The organism is Brevundimonas sp., assembly GCF_016463485.1.
GTDB lineage: Bacteria > Pseudomonadota > Alphaproteobacteria > Caulobacterales > Caulobacteraceae > Brevundimonas.
This window is the reverse complement of the sequence record NZ_JAEMRD010000207.1, coordinates 1-4161: the sequence shown is the minus strand read 5'-3', so window position 1 is coordinate 4161 and position 4161 is coordinate 1. Positions and strand designations below refer to the sequence as shown.

General features: G+C 68.1%; 4 protein-coding genes. 1 reads left to right on the top strand and 3 read right to left on the bottom strand.

Going from position 1 to position 4161, the window contains the following annotated elements:
- Positions 1-3: 3 nt before the first annotated feature.
- From hisD to JHC99_RS17790, 3 genes are read right to left on the bottom strand one after another with little or no spacing between them, the layout of a single operon-like run.
- Complete coding sequence (hisD, locus tag JHC99_RS17800) at positions 4-1326, bottom strand: histidinol dehydrogenase (protein WP_292156009.1); 1323 nt, start codon at positions 1324-1326, stop codon at positions 4-6.
- Positions 1326-2207, bottom strand: a complete 882-nt coding sequence (gene hisG / locus JHC99_RS17795; RefSeq protein WP_292156008.1) for an ATP phosphoribosyltransferase — start codon at positions 2205-2207, stop codon at positions 1326-1328. The genes hisD and hisG overlap by 1 nt, the downstream gene beginning before the upstream one ends.
- A 7-nt stretch (positions 2208-2214) precedes the next feature.
- Complete coding sequence (locus JHC99_RS17790) at positions 2215-2547, bottom strand: YerC/YecD family TrpR-related protein (RefSeq protein WP_292156007.1); 333 nt, start codon at positions 2545-2547, stop codon at positions 2215-2217.
- 165 nt (positions 2548-2712) lie between these two features.
- Here JHC99_RS17790 and JHC99_RS17785 point away from each other — a divergent pair, with 165 nt between their 5' ends.
- Positions 2713-3912, top strand: coding sequence for an aspartate aminotransferase family protein (locus JHC99_RS17785; protein WP_292156005.1), 1200 nt, complete (start codon positions 2713-2715; stop codon positions 3910-3912).
- The last annotated feature ends 249 nt before the right edge of the window (positions 3913-4161 follow it).

The following is a 4161-nucleotide window of genomic DNA, read 5'->3' as shown; positions in this document are numbered from 1 at the left end:
GGGTCATGCGGGGGCCCTCAAATCGGCCGCCCGCGCATGGGCTTCCAGGCCCTCCAGCCGCGCCAGCCGCGCCGCCACGGGGGCCAGCACCGCCGCGCCCGCTTCCGTCACCGTCTGGACCGACATGGTGGTCATGAAGCTCGATGTCGTGATGCCGCCAAGGGTCCGGGCCCCGCCGTCGGTGGGCAGGACGTGGCTGGGCCCCGCCGCGTAGTCCCCCAGGGTCTCGGCGGCGAACCGGCCGACGAAGACGGCCCCGGCGGCGGTGATGGAGGCGACCAGTGCCTCGGCGTCCTCGGCCTGGATGGCCAGGTGTTCCGGGCCGTACAGGTTGGTCACCTCGCAGGCTTTCGCCATGTCAGGCACCTTGATGATCCGGGCCTCGGCCAGCGAGGCCCGGGCGATGGCGGCGCGGGGCAGGGTCTCAAGCTGCTCCTCGACGGCTTCGAGGATGGCGTTGATCGTCGCGGTGCTGTCGCAGACCAGGATGACCTGGGCGTCGGCGTCATGCTCGGCCTGGCTCAGCAGGTCGGCGGCGGCGATCTCGGGATCGGCCGAACCGTCGGCGATGACCAGCAGCTCCGACGGCCCCGCCGGCATGTCGACCGACGGTCCGCCCGGCAGGGAGGAGGCGTATTTCTTGGCCTCGGCGACATAGGCGTTGCCGGGCCCGAACAGCTTGTCGCAAGCCACGATCTCGCCGTCGTCGAAGCTGGCTCCGAACGTCATCGCCGCGATCGCCTGGGCCCCGCCGACAAGCCAGAGGGCGTCGAGCTCGGCCTCTGCGGCCGCCACGATCATGGCGGGGTGGACGCTTCCATCCTTGGACGGAGGCGTAACCGCCACCCGCTCGCGCACCCCCGCCACCTGGGCCGGGATGGCCAGCATCAGCAGGGATGAGAACAGGGGCGCCGACCCACCGGGCACATAGAGGCCCGCCGCCCCGATCGGACGCCAGACCAGTTTGGAGCGCACGCCGGGGGTCGTCTCGACGAAGGCGGTGTCCTCGGGCCGGGTCGCCTGGTGAAAGACGCGCACATTCTCGGCGGCGATGCGGATACAGCGGGTGTCGGCGGGCGGCAGGGCGTCACGGGCGGCCGCCACGACATCCGGCGTGATGGCGATGCGGCGCGGCGCGGCCTTGTCGAGCTTGATCGACCAGTCGGCGACGGCCGCGCCGCCCCGCGCCTGAACGTCGTCGAAGATCTGGCGGACCACATCGGTGACGCGGCCCTCCGTCCTCTGGCGCGGGCGAGCCAGGGCGGCCTTGCGTCCGGCGGCATCCAGCGACGCCCAGTCAATGCGTTTGAAGGCGGTCGTGGCCATCACATCATCTTCTCGATCGGCAGCACCAGGATGGCGGAGGCCCCGGCGGCCTTGAGCTTCTCCAGCGTCTCCCAGAACACCGCCTCCTGGCAGACGGCGTGAACGGCGACGGCGTCGTCACGGCCCATCAGCGGCATCACCGTGGGCGCGCCCGCGCCCGGCAATATGGCGGTGATTTCGTCGAGCGCCGAGCGCGGAGCGTTCAGCATCACGTACTTGGCCCCCTGCGAGGACACCACGCCCGCCATCCGCTCGACGATGGAATCCAGAAGGTGTTGCAGGGCGGGCTCCGGCGGGGTCGGGGACTTGATCAGAACGGCCTGGCTCTGCAGCACCGTTTCCTTGGCGATCAGGCCGTTGGCCTCCAGCGTCGCCCCGGTCGAGACCAGGTCGCAGATGGCGGCGGCGAGTTTGAGCCGCGGCGCGACCTCGACAGCCCCGCGCATGGTCACGATCTCTGCGCCGATGCCCTGGTCGTCCAGATAGCGTTGCAGGATCTTGGGATAGGAAGTCGCGATGCGCAGGCCCGCCAGCGAGCGTGGGCCGGCATAGGTCATGGTCGGCGGCACGGCGAGCTTCAGCGTGCAGCGGCCGAAGCCCAGGGGCATGACGACCTCGGCGTGAGCGCCTCCGTTCTTGTCCTCTTCCAGCACGTTCTCGCCGACGATGCCCAGGTCGCAGACGCCGTCGGCAACGAAGGTCGGGATGTCGTCGTCGCGCACCCGCAACAGGTCGATCGGATAGTTCTCGACCTTGTACAGCAGGTCGTTGGCGCCCTTGACCCATTTCAGGCCCGCGTCGCGGATCAGGTCCAGGCTGCGTTCGGACAGGCGGCCGGATTTCTGGATGGCGATGCGAAGTCGCCCCTGGACGGTACTCATGGAAATGTCAGGCTTTCGAGTTCAGACGATCGAGCACCAGGCGATAGCCCTGATGCGGCATCTCTTTCAGGAAGCGCGCGACGCGCACGACGGTGGTGGGGCTGGCCCCCGCCTCCAGCGCGATCTCGCGATAGGATTTGCAGTTCTGTGCCAGCAGGCGCGCGACCGCCCAGCGTTCGGCGAAGGCGCGGACCTCCGACGGGGTGCACAGATCGGCCAGGAAGGCGTCGACCTCGTCCCGCGTCTTCAGCGACAGCAGGGCGTCGAACAGCGCCGCCCGGTCGGCATCCGCCGATCTTGGGGCCTTGTCGGGGGCCAGGCTGGGAAGGGTGTCGGTCATTTCGGGCGTTCCACTATGCTGTAACACTGGAACGGTCAAGGCGTTTCGATGTCGCGATTCGGGGCTGTGAGTTGACTCCCCCGCGCCCGCATCCGAAAACGTCGCTTTAGGAAAGTCCCGCCGCGCCCGCGTCGGGGCTTCATTGCTTTTGGAGGTATCGGTCCCGTGTCCACAAGCCATCTGATGGGTGTCTACAATCGCGCGCCGCTGGAAGTGGATCGCGGGCGAGGCATGCGCCTGTGGGCCAAGGACGGCACGGAGTACCTCGACTGCGTCTCCGGCATCTCGACCAACGCCCTGGGCCATGCCCATCCGGTCCTGGTCAAGGCCGTGACCGATCAGGCCGAGAAGCTGTGGCACGTGTCCAACATCTTCCGGATTCCGGACCAGGAAAAGCTGGCCGACATGCTGTGCGAACATTCGTTCGCCGACGTGGTCTTCTTCACCAACTCGGGCACCGAGGCGGTCGAGTGCGCGATCAAGACCGCGCGCAAATACCACCATCACGCCGGCAACCCTGAGCGGATCGACATCTACGGCTTCGACGGCTCCTTCCACGGCCGGACCTACGGCGCGATCAACGCGGCGGCCAACCCCAGCTACACCAATGGCTTCGGCCCGCCGATGGAGGGTTTCCACCAGCTGACCTGGGGCGACCATGATGCGTTGAAGGCCGCGATCGCATCGCCGACGACGGCCGCCATCATCGTCGAGCCGGTCCAGGGCGAGGGCGGCTGCCGCGCCATTCCCGAACACTGCCTGCGCGACCTGCGCACCCTCTGCGACCAGCACGGCGTCCTCATAATCTTCGACGAGGTCCAGTGCGGCATGGGCCGGACCGGCAAGCTCTGGGCCCACGAATGGGCCGGGATGCAACCCGACATCATGGCCATCGCCAAGGCCCTGGGCGGCGGCTTCCCGATCGGTGCCTGCCTGGCGTCGGAAAAGGCGGCGTCGGGCATGACCGTCGGGGCCCACGGCTCGACCTTCGGCGGCAACCCCCTGGCCATGGCCGTGGGCCTGGCGGCGTTCGGAGAACTGGTGAAGCCCGAGCTGATCCAGAACGTCAACGAGATCGCCGGATACCTGAAGCAGCAGCTGCACGGGCTGAAGGAACGCTTCCCGGACGTGATCGCCGATGTGCGCGGCAAGGGGTTGCTGATCGGGGTCAAGCTGATCCCCAACAACCGTGACTTCATGGCCCTGGCCCGGGACGAGCAGCATCTGCTGATCGCCGGCGGCGGCGACAACTGCTGCCGCATCCTGCCACCGCTGAACATCACGCTCGAAGAAGCGCGCGAGGCCATCGAGAAGTTCGAAGGCGCCTGCGAGGTCGCCCGGGCGCAGATGAAGGCGGCGGCGTGATGCCCCCTCTCCCGGAGGGAGAGGGCTTGAGCCTCGCAGAGCGTAGCGATGCGCAAAGGCGAAAGGGTGAGGGGTTCTGCCCTCACCGGTTCGCACCCTAACCCCTCACCCTTTCGCGCAAGGACGATCACTGGCGTGATCGTGCGCTCAAGCCCTCTCCCGATGGGAGAGGGAAGGACAAGAAGATGGTCAGACACTTCCTCGACATCCACCGCCTGTCCGCCGAGGACCTGCGCGCCATCCTGGATG